Consider the following 19,445-nt stretch of genomic DNA (forward strand, 5'->3'; position numbering starts at 1 on the left):
GGCCTCAGACCAGGGGCTTGCGCATCAGCTCAAGCACCTGCGGCTCCACCGCGGCGATGTCCTGCTCGAACTTCAGGATCACGTTGAGGGTGTCGCGCACCAGTTCCGGCTGAAGGGAATCGGCGTGCAGCAGGATGAGCGCGCGCGCCCAGTCCACGGTCTCGGAGATCGACGGCGACTTGCGCAGGTCCAGCGTGCGCAGGGTCTGCACGAAGGCCACCAGTTCGCGGGTCAGGCGCTCCTCGATGCCGGGTACGCGGGTGGCGACGATGCGCTCCTCCAGCGAGGCCTCGGGCAGGGGAATGTGCAGGTGCAGGCAGCGGCGCTTCAGCGCGTCGCCCAGGTCGCGCACGTTGTTGGAGGTCAGGAACACCAGCGGCGGGGTCTTGGCCTTCATCACCCCGATCTCGGGGATCGACACCTGGTAGGCCGACAGGACCTCCAGCAGGAAGGCCTCGAACGCCTCGTCGGACTTGTCGATCTCGTCGATCAAGAGGACGCAGCCGTCGTCCTCGCGCAGGGCCCGCATCAGCGGACGCGGCTCCAGGAACGGCTCGGAGAAGAACAGGTCGCCCATGCCGTGCAGGCGCTCCATGGCCTCGTCCATGGTGGCCGCGTCGGCCAGGCTCTCGCCCATCCGGTCCTTCAGGATCTGGGTGTAGAGGAGCTGCTTGCCGTACTTCCACTCGTACAGCGCCTTGGACTCGTCCAGGCCCTCGTAGCACTGCATGCGGATCAGCGGCAGGCCGAGGAGCGTGGCGGTGGAGAGCGCCAGCTCGGTCTTGCCGACGCCGGCCTCGCCTTCCACCAGGATCGGCTTTTGCAGGTTCACCGCCATGTAGAGGGCCGTGGCGATGCGGCGCGAGGCGATGTAGCCGACGCTGGCCAGGCCTCCGATCAGCGCCTCGATGGAGGAGAACGGGTCGGCGGGGGCGGAGCCGCGCGCCGCCGTGGTCGAAATCGTCAAAGTCTCAAACTTTCAATGGCGGGCGGAAAAACGCCCAGGATCGCTTCAAAGCCCGAACAGTGAAGGCCGCGCAAGCCCGGCGCAAGAGCGCGCGGCGCCGCGGCGGCTTGGCGCGGCTGCCGGCGTGGGGCAGGAAAGGGCCATGTGGACGATCCCCGCGCGCCGCGCCGCCCCTTTCGCCGCCGTCCTCGCCGTCGCGCTGGCTCCCGCCCTGGCGCCTGCGCCGGCTCAGGCCTCGCCGGTCGCGGATGACGACCGGCCCGCCCCGTTCCCCGGCGAGGAGATGTTCGCCGCCTTCCATGGGCGCGAGGGGGTGGACCGGATCGTCGATGACCTGGTCGCGCACAGCGCCGGCGATCCGCGCATGGCCCATGTCCTGCGGGGCGTGGACCTGGCGGCGCTGCGCCGGGCGCTGAAGGCCGAGCTCTGCTACGTGCTGGGCGGCGGCTGCCCCTTCGAGGACCGCGACGCGAAGCTGGCGCGCAAGGGCAGGGGCGCCACCTACGACGACTTCGCCGCCCTGGTGGAGCACCTGCAGGCGGCCATGACCCGCGAGGGCGTGGCGCCCCGCGCGCAGAACCGCCTGCTGGCCCGCCTGGCGCCCGTGCAGCAGCGCCTGGCCCGCTAGCCCAGCGCGTAGGGCCGGTAGGGCCCGGCGATGAGCTGTTCGAACACGCCCAAGCCCTTCATCGGCGCCTCGCCCGGCAGGGAGAGCGTCACGTGCGAGAGCGCCTGGATGTGCCAGTTCTCCGGCGAGGCGACGTTGACCTGGGAAAGGTCGATGTCCTGGCGCTCCACCACCAGCACGCCCTTCCAGCCGCCGTGGCGCCAGTTGGGGTCGCCATAGCCGATGCCGCGCATGAAGAAGGTCATGAACGGTTCGAACGTCACCGAGGCCTGGCCCTGCTTGAGCGGGATGTTCAGGGTGGCCGTGCTGGCGTGGCGCGTGCCGGCGATCAGCTTCACCTCGTCCATCGTGGCGGTCTCGGTCTCGTAGAAGCCGCCATGGCCCGCGCCGTCGGGGGCGATCACCGCGCGGGTGTTCCAGGGAACCCCGTCCGGGTCGGCGTTGACGTGGAAGTAGACGCTGCGGTCGGCGAAGTTCAGCGGGCACCACTGCCAGAAGAAGCCGGGCAGGGTTTCGGGCACGGTGGGCTGCGGGTCCGGCGCGCCCACCGGCCGCACGCCCCAGGAGCGGTCGCGCGTGCCCGTCGAGCCCTGGGCCACCTCGCGGCGCACGCCGTCCACCTCGATCCAGCCGGAGACGCGCACGTTCTGGGTCAGGCGCGTGTAGTCCATGAACGCGCGCGGGCCGATCCGGCGCATGAAGCGCGGCTCTTCGATGGGGAAGGTGCGGCCCTCGAACACCAGCTCGGCGGCCATGCCGTCGCTGGGCGCGACCACCACCTTCAGCTTCTGCAGGGGCTCCAGCACCTCGATGGAGATCGGCCCGCAGTTCAGGTCCATGCGCTCCATGTTGAGCAGGCGCGAGGCGTGAAGACAGTGCTGCACCCCGTCGCGCACCACCGAGAAATGGGCGTCGGCGACGTTCAGGTGGGGATAGACGCCGAAGGCGAGCGCGAAGAACTCAGAGCCGTCCGGCGCGTAGCCGTTGAAGAAGTAGCGGTCATAGAAATTCCGGTCCGTGCCGGAATAGGCGATCGGCTCCGGGGTCTGGTGAATTGGAAAATCGTCGGCCTTGGTCAGCATCTGCAGCGTCCTCCCTGATCGCGGCGATCTTATCGAGTATCCGATGTCGGTATTGCGACCGCCGGGCCGGCGGCTGTATGCAAGTGATCAACGATAAGAACTTGAGGGAGAGGGTTCTTCGCTGACGTCGGGTAAGGTCAATCCTTCCGTTGGGTGAGGTTTGACGTCCCGATCCGGTGGACGAAAAACGCCGCATGGTCCATTTCATTTCAATGATGCGGGGCGCCGCGTGAACTCAGAGCTTGAGGCGCGCCTGGCCGCCTATATCGCCGAGCAGATGAGCGAGGCCCAGGACGTGGCCGTCGAGGGGCTGACCCGCATTTCCGGCGGCGCCTCGCGCGAAACCTATCGCTTCCGCCTGACCTGGACCGACCCCGGCGGCGCGGCCAAGATGCGGCGGCTGATCCTGCGGCGCGACCCGCCCGCCAGCCTGATCGACACCGAGCGCCGGATCGAGTTCGAGGCCTATCGCGCCTTCCGCGGCACGGGGGTGCCGGTGCCGGAGATGCTGTGGCTGGAGGAGGAGTCCGAGGCGCTCGACCACCCCTTCTTCATCGCCGAGGAGATCGCCGGTTTCGAGGCCGGGCCCGGCCAACTGTTCACCGAGCCCTACATCGGCACGCTCAAGACCCTGGGCCAGCGCAAGTGGACGATTCTCGGCGAGATCGCCAAGGCCGATCCCCAGGCGTTGGGCCTGACCGAGGTGATGCCGGCGGTGGCGCCGCAGGACTGCTGGCGGCGCGAGCTGGACTATTGGGAAGGGGTGCTCGACAGCGACGAGGCCGCGCCCCTGCCGATCATCCGCGCGGCGATCCGCTGGCTGCGGGCCCATCCGCCGCGCCCGGCGCAGAAGATCTCGGTCGTGCACGGCGACTACCGCACCGGCAATTTCCTCTACGACGACAAGGGCGGTATCCACGGGATCCTGGACTGGGAGATGGCCCATCTGGGCGATCCCCTGGAGGACCTGGGCTGGAGCTTCAATCCGGTGTGGAGCTTCGGCGCCGGCATGGCCGGGGGGCTGTTGCCACGCGAGGAGGCGGTGGCGGTGTGGGAGAAGGCCAGCGGCCTGAAGGCCGATCCTGACGACCTGCACTGGTGGGAGCTCTTCAACTGCGTGAAGGGCCAGGCGATCTGGGTGTCCAGCGCGCGGGCCTTCCTCGACGGCGGCAATCGCGAGCCGATCATGGTCTACGCCTCGTGGGCGCTGGAGAACACCCAGGACCGTGCGGCGCTGCAAGTGATGGGGCGGCTATGAACCCGACAGTCTCAGACGTGCTGGCCGAGCTTTCCGGCCTGATGATGCGCAACGCCGCCCCGGACGTGGCGCCCGCCGACCGCGCCTCGGCGCTCGGCATGTCCTCCATGCTGCTGGCCATCGCCGCCCAGGAATGGGATCGGGCGGCCGCGCGGCTGGTGGAGGAGAACCGCGCCGTGCGCGCTCTCCTGGCCGAGGCGCCGGCCGCCCTGGGCGAGGGCGAGCTGGCCGAGCGGCTGTGGGCGCTGTCCGCCGGCCAGGACGAGGACTTCCGAGTCTCGGCGCTGCAGGCGTCCAATTCGGCCCTGCGCGCGGCGCTGATCGAACTGCAGGTCGCCGTGGAGGCCGCCGAGGGCGAGATCGCCGAGCGGCTGGAGGCCGCCGTCTGGGCCGAGCTCGTGGCCTCCACCGAGCGCCGCCGGCTGGAGGGCGCTCCGGTCTAGGCTCGACAATCGCGCCCATGTCGCTTCTGCTGTGCGCGCGCCGGCGCATTCACGCCGGATCGTGGTTTCGTTTCATTTCATTGAGGATTGCCGATGACGAGAATTCTTCCCGAGCCCACGCCGGAGACCCGGCACTTCTGGGAGGGCTGCAAGGCGGGCGAGCTTCGCCTCCAGCGCTGCACCGCCTGCAAGGAGAGCTACTTCCCGCCGCGGGCCTTCTGCCCCAAGTGCGGCGACCGGGAGGTCGAGGTCTACACCGCCAGCGGCAAGGCCACGCTCTACAGCTACGTGATCAACCATCGCCCGCGCCGGGACATGGGCGAGGCGCCCCACTCCATCGCCGTGGTGGAGCTGGCCGAGGGGCCGCGGATGATGACCAACATCGTCGGTTGCCCGCAGACGCCGGAAGCCCTGCAACTGGACATGGCCCTGGAGGTCACGTTCCAGAAGGAGAGCGACGACATCTCGCTCCCGCTGTTCCAGCCGGCGAAGGGGTGAGGCCATGAAGAAGAATTCCGTCGCCGTCGTCGGCGCCGCCGAGACCACCAAGATGGGCAAGATCCCGGACGTGTCGGTGATCGGCCTGCACGCGGACGCGGCCCTCAACGCCATGAAGGACGCCGGGCTGAAGCCCTCGGACATCGACGGCGTCGCCACCGCCGGGATCAGCCCGGTGGAGCTGGCCCACTACCTGGGGATCACGCCGACCTACGCCGACGGCACCAGCGTCGGCGGCTGCTCGTTCATGCTGCACGTGCGCCACGCGGCCGCGGCGATCAACGAGGGCCTGTGCAAGACCGTGCTGATCACCCACGGCGAATCCGGCCGCTCGCGCGTCGGCGCCGGGGCGTTCGCCCGCGCGCCGTCGAGCCTGATGGGCCAGTTCGAGATGCCGTTCGGCGTCACCTCGCCGCCCACCATGTTCACCATTCCGGTGCTTCGCTACATGAAGACCTACGGGGCGACCGAGGAGGACCTGGCGACGGTCTCGGTGATCCAGCGCGAGTGGGCGGCCCTGAACCCGCGCGCCTCGTTCAAGGACCCGATCACCGTCGACGACGTGCTGAACTCGCCGATGATCGCCTGGCCGTTCCGCATGCTGATGTGCTGCCTGGTCACCGACGGCGGCGGCGCCCTGATCCTGACCAGCGCCGACCGGGCCAAGGACTTCCCGCAGAAGCCGGTCTACATCCTGGGCACGGGCGAAAGCGTGGAGACCCCGATGGTCAGCCAGATGGAGGACTTCACCTCCTCCAAGGCGTTCCGCGTCTCCGGCAAGAAGGCCTTCGAGGAGTCCGGGATCAAGCACTCGGACGTCGATCACCTGATGATCTACGACGCCTTCGCGCACCTGCCGCTCTACGGCCTGGAGGACCTGGGCTTCTGCAAGCCCGGCGAGGCCAAGGATTTCATCCGTGAGCGGAACACTGCGCCGCCGAAGGATGGAAAGCCGGGCGGCAAGCTGCCGCTGAACACCAACGGCGGGGGCCTCAGCTACATGCACTCGGGCATGTACGGCATGTACGCCCTGCAGGAGAGCGTGCGGCAGATGCGCGGGATCGCCCCGGCCCAGGTCGAGGGCGCGAAGATCAGCATCGCGCACGGCGTCGGCGGCATGTTCGCCGCCTCCGGCACGATCGTCTTCACCAACGAAGAAAAGCTCTGAGACCGCGAAGGGCCGGAGGCGTCAGGCTTCCGGCTCTTCCTTCTCCGGCATCTTGATGTGCTCGACCAGGGCCCAGAGGCCCTCGAGCACCGACTTGATCTTGCCGCCCGTGGGGCCGGTCGTCGCCCAGATGCCCTTCATCGCTTCGACGCAGACATTGACCGAGGACCAGTCGACGCGGCCCTGGGTGCGCAGGCGGTCGGCCATTTCGCAAAGGGCGTAGGCCGCTTCCGACAGCGGCCGGTCGTCGTAGAGGCCGGCGACGTCCAGCACCTCGGTGGACAGGTCGTAGACATTGTCCATGGTGCCGGTGCGTTCGCGGCACAGGGTCTCGAGCTTGCCGATGGTCACGCGGACCGCCTGGCGGGCCTTCTCTTCCTCGGCCGACAGCTCGCGCGCGGCGCGCTCGGTGGCCAGGCCCGCGGTCATGCCGCCCTCGCGGGCGATCTGGTCGGTGAGCTTGTAGCGGACCTTGATGAACTGCGCTTCGCTCATAGGTTCACCCGGGTCGGCTTCATAAGCATGTCGATTTCGTCCTGCACCATGTTGGGCTCTTTGGCGATGCCGACCTTTCCGGAAAGGTCGTCCTTGCGCCGCCCCTTCTTGCCGAGCGGCGGGCCCATGTTCTTGAAGCGCCGGTCTGGGCCGACGTAGCTGTCGCAACTGACGATCTGCCGCTCGTCCTTGGCCACCCAGTAGATGCGCTGCAGCAGCACCTCGGGCGTGAAGGGCTTGGCCAGGATGAAGTTGGCGCCGCAGTCGCGGCTGGATTCCACCGTGCCGCGGGCGGCGTGGCCGGTCAGCATGATCACTGGCGTGTAGCGCGCGTCGGCCGGCGCCTCGCGCCGGAGCCAGCGCACGAAGTCGTAGCCGCTCATGCCGGGCATGGCGGTGTCCAGGATGATGAGGTCCAGCTCGCGGGTCTTCACCACGTGCTGGGCGTCGGCCGCCGACATCGACTTGACCTGCCGATGCACCCCGAAGCCGCGGAACATCGCGCTCAGGAGATCGAGCGCCTGGGCGTTGTCGTCCACCAGCAGGACGACCGACCGCTCCAGGTTCATGCGGATGTCAGGAGGGAGGCCGAACGTGCTCATGGTTCAGAACAGATCCAGCTCGCCAGCGACCTCGGCGGCGATCTTCTCGTCGATGGGCGCCTTGTAGACCTCCGTGGCGATCCGATTGGCCAGGGACGCCAGCGGTATTCGCTCCAGCCCGGCGCCGAGGTTGTAGGCGCCTTCGGTCATCAGCCCGTCCTCCAAGAGGCCGCGGATGAAGCTGGCCAGGGCCGACAGGTGCTGGGTGAGCGCGTCGACGGTCTGCGCCTCGCTCATGATCAGCTGCTTGTCGCCGCCGCTCTCGCCGATCAGGCGCGACACCAGCACTTCGAGTTGGGCGCACAGGTCGCCGGCGTTGTCCATTTCCCGCGCCAGCGCGGTCAGCAGGGCGGGTGAATGCACCATGTTCTCCGAAGCGGTGTCGGCGGCGGCGTTTCGCATCAAAACAGCTCCACGGCGCCGTCGTCGACGGCCGCAGGCACCGGCGCGGGCTTGTTGCGCTGGCGAAGGGCGGCGAGATCGGCGTTGTCGGTGACGGTTCTCTGTTGGGCGCGGCCCGTGGTGGGCCAGTACTGCACACGGCGGGCTTCGACGCCGCCCATGCTGGAGCCGACGACGGGGATGCCTTCGTCGCGCAGGAACTTCTCGGCGAAGGCGGCGTTGGACGCGCCCACGTCGGACAGCCCGTCGAACATGCGCGCGCCGCCGAACAGCTTGGCCTGCAGGCGCTCGCGCTTGGCGCCCAGGCGCAGGAGGTCGTTGATCAGGAGTTCCATGAGGTTGACGCCGTAGCGCCGGCCCTCGTCGGCCCCGTCGTTGCGGCCGCCGGGCAGCAGGAAATGGTTCATGCCGCCCACGCCGCGCACCGGGTCGGTCATGCAGACCGCCACGCAACTGCCCAGGATCGTGGTGAACACGGTGTTGGGATCGCCCGACACCTGGTGGTCGCCCTGGACGACGTGGATCCGCTGATGCGGTCGGTTGGAGATGTTGTCCAGCTTCATGTGAGCGGCCCGAAGACCGCTTCGATCTTCTCTTTCAGGGTTTGGGTCGTGAACGGCTTGACTAGGTAGTTGTTGACGCCGAACTGCACCGCCCGCTGCACCAGGTCGCGGTCGGCGCGGCCTGTCAGCATGATCACCGCGGTCTTGGCGATCGGCGGGTGCGCCCGGATCGCGCGCAGCAGGCCCAGGCCGTCGAGCTTTGGCATGTTGAAGTCGGTGATCACCAGCTGCGCCGGCTGCGCCAGCAGGGCGCGCAGGGCGTCCTCCCCGTCGGGCACCTCGCGGGTCTGGGTGATGCCGATGGCGTGCAGGCTGGTGCGGACGAGCGATCGCATGGTCTGCTGGTCGTCCACGATCAAGGTCTTGATGGCGGAAGGCGCGGGCATCAGACGCTCCTTTGCGGCTCTGTCGCCGCGCACAAGTTTAGCATTGCGGCGGCCAGACGAGGCAGGGGCGCCTGCGTCTCGACGGCGCCGATCTCGAGGGCGGCCTTGGGCATGCCGTAGACGACGCAACTGGCCTCGTCCTGGCCGAGCGTCCGCGCGCCGCCCTGGCGCATGGCCAGGAGGCCCTTGGCCCCGTCGCGCCCCATGCCGGTCAGGATCACCCCGACGGCGGGGCGGCCCAGGGCCGCCACGGATTCGAACAGCACGTCCACGGAAGGCCGGTGGCCGTTCACCGTGTCGCTGTGCTTGAGGCGGCACATGGGCGCGGTCTTGGAGGCGACCTCCAGGTGGGTCTCGCCGCCGGGCGCCAGATAGACCCGTCCGGGCGCCAGGCGCGCGCCGTCGCTGGCCTCTTCCACGTGGGCGTCGCTCACCCGGTCCAGGCGGGCGGCGAAGCTCTTGGTGAAGGCCGCCGGCATGTGCTGGGTGATCACCGTGGGCGGGCAGTTCCTGGGGAAGGCCGACAGGATGGTCATCAGCGCCTCGACCCCGCCGGTGGACGAGCCGATCGCCAGGATGCAGTCGTTGGCCTTGTAGTCGGCGTGGCCTTCATGCGGCTTCACCGGGCCGGCGAAGGGGCGCACGTTGGAACGCGCCGCGCTCTTCACCTTCTGCGCCAGGTCGGCGAAGGCCTCGGCGGCGGTGGCCCCGCCGGAGGGCTTGCCCACGCAGTCCACCGCGCCCAGCTCCAGGGCGGCCAGGGTGGTGTCCGCGCCAGCCTGGGTGAGGGTGGAGACCATCACCACCGGCGTCGGCCGCAGGCGCATGATCTTTTCCAGGAACTCCAGGCCGTTCATGCGCGGCATCTCGACGTCGAGGGTGATGACGTCGGGATTGAGCTTCTTGATGGCCTCGCGGGCCTCGAGCGGGTCGTTGGCGAAGCCCAGGACCTCGATCTCGGGGTCCTGCCGCAGGGTGGCGGCGATCAGGCTGCGCATGGTCGCGGAGTCGTCGACGATGAGGACGCGGACGGTCATCAGCGGGCCCTCATGCGATAGGTGGTCAGGCCGGAGGTCTCGAACAGGGCCGCGGCGGGGCCGGCGACGCGTTCGGAGTGGCCGATGTACAGCGTGGCGCCGGGCGTCATCACCGAGGCGAAGCGCTGCCAGACGTGCTCCTGCGTGGGTTCGTCAAAGTAGATCACGACATTCCGACAGAAGATGACGTCGAACCGGCCGCGCATGGGCCAGTCGCCGATCAGGTTGAGTTCGCGGAAGCTGACGAGCTGGCGCAGCGCCGGGGCGACCGACCAGCGGCCGTCGCCGCCCGGCGCCTTCTCCAGCCACCGGCGGCGCAGCTCCATGGGGATCGGCGCGACGGCGTCCTCGCGATAGATCCCGGCCTTGCCCTCGGCGACCATGTTCGGGTCGATGTCGGTGGCCAGGATGCGCACGTCCAGGTCGGCGGCTTCCGGCAGCGCCGACAGGATGGTGATGGCCATGGAGTAGGGCTCCTGGCCGTTGGAGCAGGCGGCCGACCACAGGCGCACCCGCCCGCCGGCCCGCGCGCGGGCGGCCAGCTCGGGCATCACCTTGTCGCGCAGGTGGTCGAAGTGGTGCGGCTCGCGGAAGAAGCGCGTCACGTTGGTGGTCAGCGCGGCCATCATGGCCTGGCGCTCGTCAATGCCCTCGGCGCCCTCGATCAGGGAGCAGTATTCGCGGAAGCTGCGCAGGCCGTTGGCCCGCAGACGCTTGGCCAGGCGCGAATAGACCAGCGCGGCCTTGCCCTCGCTCAGGGAGATGCCCGCATGGCTGTGCAGGATGTGCGCGATCTTCCGGAAGTCCTCTGTGGTTAGCAGGAACTCTCCGTCCACGAGGCCCTTTCCAGAGCCGTTGTGACGAGGATCGGCCGTAGACGTCGTCATGCAGCCTCGGCTTCGAGTTCGGGCAGGACGTTGTCCAGCGAGATCAGGCTGATCATGCGTCCGTCGATGGCGAACAGGCCTTTGACGAACTCACGCACCGTGTCGCAGGCCACGTCCGGCGTCGGCTGAACCGCATCGTCGGTCAGGTTGATGATGTCGCTCACCGCGTCCACCAGCAGGCCCATGGTCCGTTGGCCGACCATCACCACCATGATCACGTGGCGGGCGGTCGGTTCGGAGGTGGTCAGGCCCAGGCGGGCGCCCAGGTCGATGATCGGCAGCACCGCGCCGCGCAGGTTGATCACGCCCTTCACGAAGCTGGGCGTGCGCGGCAGCGGGGTGGCCGGCGTCCAGCCGCGGATTTCGCGCACCGACATGATGTCGACGCAGAATTCCTGGTCTCCGATGCGGAAGGCGATCAGCTCGCGCCGGGTTCCGGCGCCCGGATTGATGGGATCGTTCATGCTGCAGCCATTCGTTTTTCAGGACGGCCCGCCTTGCGGCGGTTGTTGGAGACCAGGGCGTCCACGTCCAGGATCAGGGCCACGCGCCCGTCGCCCAGGATGGTCGCCGCAGCGACGCCGGGCACTTGCTGGTAGTTGGCCTCCAGGCTCTTGATGACGACTTGGCGCTGGCCCTGGATCGCCTCGACCAGCAGGGCCGCCTTGCCGCCGCCTTCGCTCTCCACAAGGATCGCCACGCCCGTGGGCGGATCGATCGCCGCGTCGCGGTAGCCGAGCGAGACGCCGACGTCGATCAGCGGCACGAAGGTGTCGCGGATGCGGATCACCGCGTCCTTGCCGCCGATGTAGTGCACGTCCTCGCTGCGCGGGGTCAGGCTCTCGACGATGTTGCTCAGCGGCGCCACCAGCGTCTGCTCGGAGGCCGACAGCACCATGCCGTCGAGCACCGCCAGCGTCAGCGGCAGCGACATGGTGAACTTCGAGCCCTTGCCCGGCTCGGAACTGATGGAGATGCGTCCGCCCAGCGCCTGGATCGAGCGCTTGACCACGTCCATGCCCACGCCGCGGCCGGAGATGTCGGACACGGTCTCGGCCGTGGAGAAGCCGGGAAGGAAGATCAGGTTGTCGACTTCGTCGTCGGTGAGGATGGCGTCCTCGGCGATCAGCCCCTTGTCGATGGCGATGCCGCGGACGCGCTGGCGGTTGATGCCCTTGCCGTCGTCGCTCACCTCGATGACGATCCGCCCGCCGCGGTGCAGGGCGGCCAGCTTGACCGTGCCTTCGGGCGGCTTGCCGGCGGCTTCGCGCTCCTCGGGCGTCTCCAGCCCGTGGTCGATGGCGTTGCGCAGCATGTGGGTGATCGGGTCGCTCAGGCGCTCGATCACGGTCTTGTCGACCTCGGTGTTCTCGCCCTCCATCACCAGGCGGGCGCGCTTGTTGGTCATGTCGGCGACTTCGCGCACCAGGCGCGGCATGCGCTGGAAGACCGACTTCACCGGCTGGGCGCGGATGGCCATCACGCTGTCCTGGATTTCCCGGGTCAGCAGCTCCAGGTCCTCGAGGCCGAGGGAGATGGCCGAGGAGCGGGCCAGGCCGCTCTCGATGACGCGCTGGGACAGCATCGCCTGCTGGATCACCAGTTCGCCGACGGCGTTGATCAGGCGGTCCACGCGGTCCAGGTCCACGCGGATGGTGGTCTGGGGCGGCGGCGCGGAGGAGGCCCCGGCCGCGGCCGGGGCGGGCGCGGCGGCGGGCTTCTTCGGGGCGGGGGCGGGCGAGGAGGCCTGCGCCGGGGCGGCGGGCGGCGGCGCTTCGACGACCGGGCCGGCCGCCTGGGCGCGCGCGATCAGCGCGGCCACGTCCAGGCCGGCCGCCGCTTCGGCCGCCTCGGCGACCGCTTCGGCGGATTCGGCCTCCGGCTCCTGCGCCGCGTCGGCCGCGGGTTCGTCCGTGTCCTGCTGGGCCTTGGAAAGGATGGCGGCCAGGTCGAGGTCGGCGGCGGCCGGGCCGCCTTCGCGTTCGACGGAAAGGTCGCAGTCGTCCTCGACGAATTCGAAGACCTCGCGGATCGCCGTCTCGTCGGCCGCGGTCTCCAGACGGATCGTCCAGGACAGATAGGCGTGCTCGGCCGACAACTGGTCCAGCCGCGGGAGCTCGGACTGGTCGAGCTCGACCTGCATGGCGCCCAGCCGTCCCAGCTCGCGCAGCACCAGCCCGGCCTCGTTGGCCTTGGCGTACATCTCCGTGCGCGGCTTGAAGACGATCTTCCAGGCGTTGGTGGCGGGCGCTTCCTCCGCCGCCGGCGCGGCCGCCTCGGCCGCGGGCTCGTCCTCGATCGCCAGGGTCACGGGGGTGAAGTCGATCTCGCCGCCGTCGAGCCCGCCGTCGCCGTCGTCCAGCATGCCTTCGTCGCCGATCAGCGACTGGAGCTCGGCCAGGATCGGCGCGGAGCGCGATTCCTCCACCGAGCCGCCCGTGCGGGCGGCCTGGACGTGGTCGGCCAGCACGTCGGACGCGCGCAGCAGGATCTTCGCCACGTCGTCGGTGAACACCATGTTCCCCGAGCGCAGCTCGTCCATCACCGTCTCGAAGACGTGGGCGAAGCGGATCAGGTCTTCCAGGCCGAAGGCGCCGGCGCCGCCCTTCACCGAGTGCACCGCGCGGAACACCGCGTTGATGGTCTCGGAGTCGTAGTCGCCAGCCTCCATCGCGAGCAGGCCCTGCTCGGCGTCGGTCAGGAGCTCATCGCACTCCTGGAAGAAGGTGGCCTTGATACTCTCGAGCGGATCCACGGCGTGCTCCGATTACTTGCGGTCTTCGGACGGTCTTAGGCGGCGACGCGACGGACGGCGTCGATCAGCTTTTCCGGGTTGAACGGCTTGACGATCCAGCCCGTCGCGCCGGCCTTGCGGGCGCGATCCTTCTTGGTCGCGTCGCTTTCGGTGGTCAGCACCAGGATCGGGGTGGCGCGGTGCGTCGGGTCGGCGCGCACGCCTTCGATCACGCCGAAGCCGTCGAGCCGGGGCATGTTGATGTCGGTGATCACGACGTCCGCGCCCTCGGCGGCGAGGACTTCCAGCCCTTCGACGCCGTCGACGGCCTGGATGACGCGATAGCCGGCCTGGGCGAGCGCCAGGTTCAGCATTTCCCGCATCGTGCGGGAATCGTCGATGGTGAGAACGGTCTTGGTCACGGATGCCCCCTTTTAGGCCTGGACGTGAACGTCGGGGTTTCCGAACGCCGCCATCTGTTCAATGAAGGCGTCCGAAGGTTGGTCGATGCGAAGCGAGAGGCCGTCGGCCTCCCACGTCGCGCGTGCGGAAAGAAGCACCTGCAGGCAAAGCCCTCCCAGCCGGGAGACCTGAGATGCGTCGATGTCGAGCGGGCGGCCCCGCAGGGACAGGATCTCCGCGCGCAGCGGATCGGCGGCCTGGAGATCGAGGATGGCCGGCAGGCTGACGGTCGCGGCGGCTTGCACGTCGTCTGTCATCAGAACTCCTCCCATTCCTGGACCTGGGGACGCTTCGCGGCGGACAGGCCGCGGCCGCCCGCCGTCTTCAGGACGGTCGTCGTGCGCCGGCCGGCCGGCGCCGTGGCGGCGACGTTGTTCGACACGCGGAACCTGGCGACCCCCTGGACCAGCATCTCGGCCTCTTGCTCCAGCGAATGACTGGCTGCGGTCGATTGCTCGACCATGGCCGCATTCTGCTGAGTGACCTGATCCATTTCGTTAATGGCGGTGTTGACCTGGCCGAGGCCCTCGGCCTGCTCCTTGGCCGAGTTCGCGATCTCGGAGACGAGCTTGCTGATCTGGCCGACTTTCTCGACCATCCGGCCCAGCGCCTCGCCCGTGCGGCCCACCAGATCCACCCCGGATTCGACCTGCTCGCTGGACGCCGTGATCAGGGTCTTGATCTCCTTGGCGGCTTCGGCCGAGCGCTGCGCCAGCGCGCGGACTTCAGAAGCGACCACGGCGAAACCGCGGCCAGCCTCGCCCGCACGGGCCGCCTCGACGCCGGCGTTCAGCGCCAAGAGGTTGGTTTGGAAGGCGATTTCGTCGATCACGCCGATGATCTGGCTGATCTGGTCGGAGGAGTGCTCGATGGCGCTCATCGCCGCCACGGCGCTGTTGACGATCCTGCCGCTTTCCTCGGCCTCCGATTTGGCCGAGCGGGCCGCTTCGTCGGCCTCCTGGGCGCCGGCGCTGGCGCGTTTGACGGTGGCGGTGATCTGGTCGAGCGCGGCGGCGGTTTCTTCCAGGCTGGCGGCCTGTTGTTCGGTGCGCCGCGACAAATCGTCCGCCGCCGATCCGATCTCGCCGGCGCCGCCGCGGATCGCTTCGACGTTAGCGTAAATGGCGCCCATGAAGTCGTCGAGGTGGGCGACCGCCTCGTTGAAATCCTCGCCCACCTGGGCGTAGGCGTCCGGGATCTGCGACATCCGCACCGTCAGGTCGCCGCCGGCCAGCTGGGACAGGCCCGACTTCAGGCCGTCGACCACGATCGACTGTTCCTGCTGCAGGCGCTCGCGCTCGGCCTGGGCGGCGCGATAGCGGCGGTTCGAGGCCGTCTGGTAGACGGTCAGGACGAGGCTCATGTCGAGCAGGGCGGCCTTCACCAGGGCGCCGACCCCGTCGAGCACCTTGTCGCGCTCGCGGGCGTTGACGCCGAAGCCCTTCGGCCAGGCCTGCTGCAGCACTGAGCGGAGCAGATGCTCCATGATCAGGCCGTAGCCTTCCACGTACCACTGCGGCTCCAGCCCGATGCGGGCGTGGGTCTCGCCGATCAGCGTGGCGTTGCGCGCATAGGTCTCGTCCAGGCGGCCGCTGGCGATGGCCCCCCAATGCTCCACCTGCCGCCGCCCGGCGGCCTTCATGTGGTCCGGGTCCTTGAAGAACGTACGCGTTTCTTCGAACTGGGACAGATGCGCGTAGAACGCGTCGATCGCGGCGGGCAACGCGGCGTCGACTTTCGGCTTCAACTCAGCCAGACGGCTCCTCGCCTGGCCGTCAAGCCGCAGAAAATCCAGATGACGCTCCAGTCGAAGATCATCGACTGGCGCCTCTTGCACACTCATCGCCCGCCCCCAACGCAATCAGGCCCCGAAAACTGCGGCCCAATTGCTCTGCGATTTGGTTTCAAAATTCTTCCCAACCGTCGGCCTCAGGCTCCATTTTTGGCGCCGCCGATCCGGTCGCCGCGGTGGTGCGCAATTGCGGCGTCGGCCGGGGTTGGGACGGAGTCGCCGGACGGGGGCCGGCGCGCGACGCGGCGGGCGGCTCTCCGAGCCGGAAGCGGCCCACGGAATTGGCCAGGCTGTCGGCCTCGCTGTTGAGGCCGTGGGCGGCGGCGGTCGACTCCTCGACCATGGCCGCGTTCTGCTGGGTCACCTGGTCCATCTGGTTGACGGCGGTGTTGACCTGCTGAAGCCCGGTGGCCTGCTCCTGGGCGCTGGCGGCGATCTCGGCAACCAGGGAGTCGATCTCCGCCACCTGGGAGACGATGCGCTCCAGCGCTTCGCCGGTCTTGCCGACCAGGTCCACGCCGGCCTCCACCTGCTCGCTCGACGCCGAGATCAGGGTCTTGATCTCCTTGGCCGCTTCCGCTGAGCGCTGGGCGAGCGCCCGCACTTCGGAGGCGACCACGGCGAAGCCGCGGCCGGCCTCGCCCGCGCGAGCGGCCTCGACCCCCGCGTTCAGGGCCAGGAGGTTGGTCTGGAACGCGATCTCGTCGATCACCCCGATGATCTGGCTGATCTGGCGCGAGGACTGCTCGATGCCGCTCATGGCGTCCACGGCGCTCGACACCACTTCGCCGGAGGCGTGGGCGTCGGTGCGGGTGGCCACCACCACGCCGGAGGCCTGCTTGGCGCCCTCGGCGGTCTTCCTCACCGTGGCGGTGATCTCGTCGAGCGCGGCGGCGGTCTCCTCCAGGCTGGCGGCCTGCTGCTCGGTGCGCCGCGCCAGGTTGTCGGAGGCCTGGGTGATCTCGCCGATGCCCGAACGGATGCCGGCGACGTTGGACGCGACCACGCGCATGGCGTCCTGAAGCTGGTTCATCGCCGCGTTGAAGTCGTTCTTGAGCTTCAGATATTCCTCGGGAATCTCGTCGCCCAGGCGGGTGGTCAGGTCGCCCTGGCTCACGCGCTCCAGGCCGTCGGCCAGGCTGTGCACGACCTTGGCCTGGGCCTCGGCGGCGGCGGCCTTGGCCGCCTCGTTGCGGGCGCGCTCGGCCTCGGCGGCGCGGCGCTGCTCGACCGTCTGGCCTTCCAGCCGCAGCTTGGCGATCGCGGCGTCCTTGAAGACGGTGACGGCGGCGGCCATCTCGCCCACCTCGTCGCTGCGGCCCGCGGCCGGCACTTCCACGTCGTGGTCGCCGTCGGCCAGGCGGCGCATGGCGCGGGTCATCACCGACACCGGCCGGGCGATGGCGCGGGTCAGCATCCAGCCGAAGACGATGGCGATCAGCATCACCACGGCGATGCCGGAGAGCATGACCGTGTAGGCCGTGCGGGCGGTCGCCTTCTGCTCGGCGTTGATCGCCGCCATGTGCTTGGTCTCGATCTCGAGGATCGCCTCCATGGCGTCCTCGGCCGGCGCGATCAGGCCGTCGGCGACGCCGTCGGGGCCGACCAGGTCCACGGCCTGTTGGTGGGTGGCCGGGTCGGTGGCCAGCTTCGCGCCCGCCACCACGATCTGGTCGAACCACTTGTCGGCCGCCGCCTCGGCTTCGACCGCCTTGGCCTCCACCTCGGAATTGTTGTCGGCCAGCTCGCGCAGGCGCTTCATCTGCGCCTTGAAGTTGGCCCGGTGCTTGTCGGCGCGCTCGGTGTAGTAGGGATTGAGGCTGAGCAGAAAGCCGCGGAAGCTGTTCTCCTGACGCGACAGGTAGAACTTGGCGTTGATCAGGGCGATCATGGTGTCGCGGCTGTTGGCCGTGGCCTGCCGCGCCTGATCGAGCGCATGAAGATTGACCAGGGTGACGGCGCCCATGCCGCAGATGGTCAGGATGATCGCGGCGAAACTGATCGCCAGTTTTCGCGAGATCTTCAGATTGTTGAACAGCATTGCTCTGCTCCGTTCGCGGCAGCGCTGCAGCGCGCCGCATTGGATTTCGCACTCGGTCCCAGAACGCCCCGTCGCGCGCGCCCTGCCGCGCCGCCGAATCCCTCCGCCTGGAGGGTGCGCCGACGCGGGTCCAGCCCGTCAGCGACCTTCAGAGAGCTAGGTCCGACGCGTTGAAGAAATGGTTACCTGAACCCTCGTCCCGGGGCGTTCGGGCCGAGTTTTTCGTGTTCTTCTTCAAGGCGTTGTGCGGGCCGTGCGTCGATATGGCGCAGGTTTTGGGCGCCTAGGATCAACCCGGCGGCGACCGCTCAATCAACGGTCGAGCTTGGTCGAAAGCACGATGGAGGAATTCGTGCGCTCCACCCCGCCGATGGCGCCGATTTCGTCGATCAGCGCATCCATCCGCTCCACGGACGGAGCCTCCACCGCGGCGATCAGATCGAACGGGCCGCTCACCGACTGCAGGCGGCGCACGCCGGCGATGCGCCGCATGGCCGCGATCACCGCCGCGGCCTGCTTGGGCTCAACCGTCAGCGTCACATAGGCGTGGATCAGGCCGCGCTCCACGGCCTCGGACAGGCGCACGGCGTAGCCGGCGATCACGCCGGTGCGTTCCAGCCTCGCCAGGCGGCTCTGCACCGTCGTGCGCGACAGGCCGAGCGCGCGGGCGAGTTCGGCCACCGGCGCGCGGGCGTTCTCGCGAAGGCGCGCCAGCAGGTGTTGGTCGATGTCGTCCATCCGGCGTATCGCTGATATGGGCCTACGAAACGACGAAATTGTGCCGGCATATCGCCGAAACGACAATTGAAATCGACATCTCCGGCGCGGAGACTTGGGGCGAACGCTCATCGGCCAGGGAGGATGTCTCGATGCGCAAGGTCGCCGTCGTCGGCGCGGGCAAGATCGGATCGACGATCGTCGATCTGCTGGCCGGGTCCGGCGCCTACGAGGTCACGGTCGTCGATCAGTCGAACGACCAGCTCGCCGCTCTCAATCCGCGCACCCGTGCGCGCAGGCTGGCCCTGGCGATCGACGACGTCGACGCGCTGGCCGCCAAGCTCAAGGGCCACTTCGCCGTGGTCAACGCCGCGCCCTTCCACCTGACCACGCGGGTGGCCCAGGCGGCCAGGGCCGCCGGCGCGCACTACCTGGACCTGACCGAGGACGTGGCCTCCAGCCGCGTGGTCAAGGAGCTGTCGGAGACCTCCGACACCGTCTTCATCCCGCAGTGCGGCCTGGCCCCTGGCTTCATCACCATCGTGGCCGCCGACCTGGCCCGCAAGTTCGACGAGCTGCACGATGTGCGCCTGCGCGTGGGCGCCCTGCCGCGCTATCCGTCCAACGCGCTGAACTACAATCTGACCTGGAGCACGGACGGGGTCATCAACGAGTACTGCGAGCCGTGCGAGGCGATCGTCAACGGCCGCCTGCGCGAGGTTCCGGCGCTGGAGGAATGCGAGGAGTTCGCCCTGGACGGGGTGACCTACGAGGCCTTCAACACCTCCGGCGGCCTGGGCACGCTTTGCCAGACCCTGGAGGGCCGGGTGCGCAACCTCAACTACCGCACCATCCGCTACCCGGGCCACGCGGCGATCATGAAGGCGCTGCTCAACGACCTGAACCTGAGGAACCGCCGCGAGCTCCTGAAGGACATCCTGGAAAACGCCGTGCCGGCCACCATGCAGGACGTGGTCATCGTCTTTGTCACCGTCAGCGGCCTGCGCGAGGGCCGGCTGATGCAGGAGACCTACGTCAACCGCATCTACGGCCAGGTGATCGGCGGGGTGCTGCGCTGCGCGATCCAGGTGACCACGGCCGGCGCCATCTGCGCGGTGCTGGACATGCTGGCCGAGGGCGAACTGCCGGCGCGCGGCTTCGTGCGCCAGGAGGACATCGCCCTCGACAAGTTCCTGAACAACCGCTTCGGGCGATACTATGCGGCGCAGGACGCCGTGCTGCGCTCCGCCTGACCTCGCCTTCGAGCCCGATTTCACATTCGA

At 68.9% G+C, this 19,445-nt stretch carries 22 protein-coding genes; 6 read left to right on the forward strand and 16 right to left on the reverse strand.

Translation table 11 applies throughout. The features are described from left to right. Positions 1-4: 4 nt before the first annotated feature. A complete protein-coding gene (locus tag ACE3TA_RS12995) occupies positions 5-967 on the reverse strand; it encodes an AAA family ATPase (RefSeq protein WP_374574302.1) in 963 nt (320 codons plus the stop codon). Positions 968-1,109: 142 nt separating this feature from the next. Here ACE3TA_RS12995 and ACE3TA_RS13000 point away from each other — a divergent pair, with 142 nt between their 5' ends. Next, complete coding sequence (locus tag ACE3TA_RS13000; protein ID WP_374574305.1) at positions 1,110-1,595, forward strand: group 1 truncated hemoglobin; 486 nt, start codon at positions 1,110-1,112, stop codon at positions 1,593-1,595. On the opposite strand, the gene ACE3TA_RS13005 is transcribed toward ACE3TA_RS13000, so the two are convergent. Beyond that, positions 1,592-2,677, reverse strand: a complete 1,086-nt coding sequence (locus tag ACE3TA_RS13005) for a hypothetical protein (protein ID WP_374574306.1) — start codon at positions 2,675-2,677, stop codon at positions 1,592-1,594. The genes ACE3TA_RS13000 and ACE3TA_RS13005 overlap by 4 nt on opposite strands. Positions 2,678-2,906: 229 nt before the next feature. On the opposite strand from ACE3TA_RS13005, the gene ACE3TA_RS13010 reads away from it, so the two are divergent. From ACE3TA_RS13010 to ACE3TA_RS13025, 4 genes are all read left to right on the forward strand, one after another. Continuing rightward, positions 2,907-3,935 (forward strand): phosphotransferase family protein, encoded by a 1,029-nt coding sequence (locus ACE3TA_RS13010; RefSeq protein ID WP_374574308.1) that lies wholly within the window; start codon positions 2,907-2,909, stop codon positions 3,933-3,935. Next, on the forward strand, positions 3,932-4,378 hold the full coding sequence (locus tag ACE3TA_RS13015) for a hypothetical protein (protein ID WP_374574310.1): 447 nt from the start codon (positions 3,932-3,934) through the stop codon (positions 4,376-4,378). The genes ACE3TA_RS13010 and ACE3TA_RS13015 overlap by 4 nt, the downstream gene beginning before the upstream one ends. Positions 4,379-4,471: 93 nt before the next feature. Then, on the forward strand, positions 4,472-4,876 hold the full coding sequence (locus ACE3TA_RS13020) for a Zn-ribbon domain-containing OB-fold protein (RefSeq protein ID WP_374574311.1): 405 nt from the start codon (positions 4,472-4,474) through the stop codon (positions 4,874-4,876). A gap of 4 nt (positions 4,877-4,880) precedes the next feature. Next, complete coding sequence (locus tag ACE3TA_RS13025) at positions 4,881-6,044, forward strand: hypothetical protein (RefSeq protein WP_374574313.1); 1,164 nt, start codon at positions 4,881-4,883, stop codon at positions 6,042-6,044. 21 nt (positions 6,045-6,065) lie between these two features. Here ACE3TA_RS13025 and ACE3TA_RS13030 read toward each other — a convergent pair whose 3' ends face one another. The 14 genes from ACE3TA_RS13030 to ACE3TA_RS13095 all read right to left on the reverse strand — a co-directional run bounded on the left by ACE3TA_RS13030 (position 6,066) and on the right by ACE3TA_RS13095 (position 18,183). Then, positions 6,066-6,539 carry a hypothetical protein gene (locus ACE3TA_RS13030; RefSeq protein WP_374574315.1) on the reverse strand — a complete coding sequence of 158 codons (474 nt, stop codon included), beginning with the start codon at positions 6,537-6,539 and terminating at the stop codon, positions 6,066-6,068. Beyond that, positions 6,536-7,141, reverse strand: coding sequence for a response regulator (locus tag ACE3TA_RS13035; RefSeq protein WP_374574317.1), 606 nt, complete (start codon positions 7,139-7,141; stop codon positions 6,536-6,538). The genes ACE3TA_RS13030 and ACE3TA_RS13035 overlap by 4 nt, the downstream gene beginning before the upstream one ends. A gap of 3 nt (positions 7,142-7,144) precedes the next feature. Continuing rightward, positions 7,145-7,543 carry a hypothetical protein gene (locus tag ACE3TA_RS13040; RefSeq protein WP_374574319.1) on the reverse strand — a complete coding sequence of 133 codons (399 nt, stop codon included), beginning with the start codon at positions 7,541-7,543 and terminating at the stop codon, positions 7,145-7,147. Beyond that, positions 7,543-8,106 carry a chemotaxis protein CheD gene (locus tag ACE3TA_RS13045; protein ID WP_374574321.1) on the reverse strand — a complete coding sequence of 188 codons (564 nt, stop codon included), beginning with the start codon at positions 8,104-8,106 and terminating at the stop codon, positions 7,543-7,545. Before ACE3TA_RS13045 ends, ACE3TA_RS13040 begins: the two co-directional genes overlap by 1 nt. Beyond that, the gene (locus ACE3TA_RS13050) at positions 8,103-8,492 is read right to left on the reverse strand and encodes a response regulator (protein WP_374574323.1); all 390 of its coding nucleotides are present in this window, start codon (positions 8,490-8,492) and stop codon (positions 8,103-8,105) included. Before ACE3TA_RS13050 ends, ACE3TA_RS13045 begins: the two co-directional genes overlap by 4 nt. Continuing rightward, positions 8,492-9,532: a chemotaxis response regulator protein-glutamate methylesterase gene (locus ACE3TA_RS13055; RefSeq protein ID WP_374574820.1), complete on the reverse strand. Its 1,041-nt coding sequence runs from the start codon at positions 9,530-9,532 to the stop codon at positions 8,492-8,494. The genes ACE3TA_RS13050 and ACE3TA_RS13055 overlap by 1 nt, the downstream gene beginning before the upstream one ends. Then, entirely contained in the window at positions 9,529-10,416 is an 888-nt protein-coding gene (locus ACE3TA_RS13060) for a protein-glutamate O-methyltransferase CheR (RefSeq protein WP_374574325.1), read from the reverse strand. Before ACE3TA_RS13060 ends, ACE3TA_RS13055 begins: the two co-directional genes overlap by 4 nt. Further along, positions 10,413-10,880 (reverse strand): chemotaxis protein CheW, encoded by a 468-nt coding sequence (locus ACE3TA_RS13065; protein WP_374574327.1) that lies wholly within the window; start codon positions 10,878-10,880, stop codon positions 10,413-10,415. The genes ACE3TA_RS13060 and ACE3TA_RS13065 overlap by 4 nt, the downstream gene beginning before the upstream one ends. Beyond that, the gene (locus ACE3TA_RS13070) at positions 10,877-13,171 is read right to left on the reverse strand and encodes a chemotaxis protein CheA (RefSeq protein WP_374574329.1); all 2,295 of its coding nucleotides are present in this window, start codon (positions 13,169-13,171) and stop codon (positions 10,877-10,879) included. Before ACE3TA_RS13070 ends, ACE3TA_RS13065 begins: the two co-directional genes overlap by 4 nt. A 35-nt stretch (positions 13,172-13,206) precedes the next feature. After that, a complete protein-coding gene (locus ACE3TA_RS13075) occupies positions 13,207-13,572 on the reverse strand; it encodes a response regulator (RefSeq protein ID WP_374574331.1) in 366 nt (121 codons plus the stop codon). Positions 13,573-13,584: 12 nt separating this feature from the next. After that, positions 13,585-13,869, reverse strand: a complete 285-nt coding sequence (locus ACE3TA_RS13080; protein WP_374574333.1) for an STAS domain-containing protein — start codon at positions 13,867-13,869, stop codon at positions 13,585-13,587. After that, positions 13,869-15,455: a methyl-accepting chemotaxis protein gene (locus tag ACE3TA_RS13085; RefSeq protein WP_374574335.1), complete on the reverse strand. Its 1,587-nt coding sequence runs from the start codon at positions 15,453-15,455 to the stop codon at positions 13,869-13,871. The genes ACE3TA_RS13080 and ACE3TA_RS13085 overlap by 1 nt, the downstream gene beginning before the upstream one ends. Before the next feature lie 61 nt (positions 15,456-15,516). After that, entirely contained in the window at positions 15,517-17,445 is a 1,929-nt protein-coding gene (locus ACE3TA_RS13090; protein ID WP_374574337.1) for a methyl-accepting chemotaxis protein, read from the reverse strand. A gap of 312 nt (positions 17,446-17,757) precedes the next feature. Then, positions 17,758-18,183: an Lrp/AsnC family transcriptional regulator gene (locus ACE3TA_RS13095; RefSeq protein ID WP_374574339.1), complete on the reverse strand. Its 426-nt coding sequence runs from the start codon at positions 18,181-18,183 to the stop codon at positions 17,758-17,760. 131 nt (positions 18,184-18,314) lie between these two features. On the opposite strand from ACE3TA_RS13095, the gene ACE3TA_RS13100 reads away from it, so the two are divergent. Further along, positions 18,315-19,415 (forward strand): saccharopine dehydrogenase NADP-binding domain-containing protein, encoded by a 1,101-nt coding sequence (locus ACE3TA_RS13100; RefSeq protein ID WP_374574341.1) that lies wholly within the window; start codon positions 18,315-18,317, stop codon positions 19,413-19,415. Positions 19,416-19,445 lie beyond the last annotated feature (30 nt).

The organism is Phenylobacterium sp. (assembly GCF_041916435.1).
Classification (GTDB): Bacteria; Pseudomonadota; Alphaproteobacteria; order Caulobacterales; family Caulobacteraceae; genus Phenylobacterium.